This window comes from Flavobacterium sp. P3_A6 (assembly GCF_056403035.1).
In genome coordinates this window covers 1-504 of the sequence record NZ_JBFUGG010000092.1, presented here as the reverse complement: position 1 = coordinate 504, position 504 = coordinate 1, and the positions used below count along the sequence as shown (strand labels likewise).

Here is a 504-nt window from a genome sequence, read left to right as displayed (position 1 = left end):
GTCCAGCAGACCGTCGACACCGGCATCCTGGCGCCCGGGGGCCCGGACGTGCACCGCGTCGCCGTCCTCGCCGGGCTCGCCGCGGTCGGCCTGCTGGTCGGCGCCGTCTGCTCCGCGTACGTCAACGTCCGGCTCTTCCGGTCGAGCGAGAGCGGGCTGCTGGCGCTGCGCACCCGGGCGTTCCGCCACGTGCACGACCTGTCGGTGCTCACCCAGAACACGGAGCGGCGCGGCTCGCTGGTCTCCCGGGTGACCTCGGACGTCGACACGATCTCGCTGTTCGTGCAGTGGGGCGGGATCATGCTGCTGGTCTCGGTGCTCCAGATCGCCGTCGCCACGGTGCTCATGACCGTGTACTCCTGGCAGCTCACGCTCATCGTGTGGGCCGGGTTCGTGCCCCTCTTTCTGCTCCTGCAGCCGCTGCAGAAGCGCGTCAACGCGCGCTACACGGCCGTGCGGGAACGGGTCGGCGGGATGCTGGGCGCAGTGTCCGAGGCCGTCGTC

General features: G+C 71.4%; 1 protein-coding gene. It reads left to right on the top strand.

Annotation, left to right across the window (positions count from 1 at the left end):
* Positions 1 to 504: ABC transporter transmembrane domain-containing protein (locus AC1DVP_RS21465; protein WP_477185500.1), on the top strand; the 504-nt coding region annotated here is incomplete at both ends.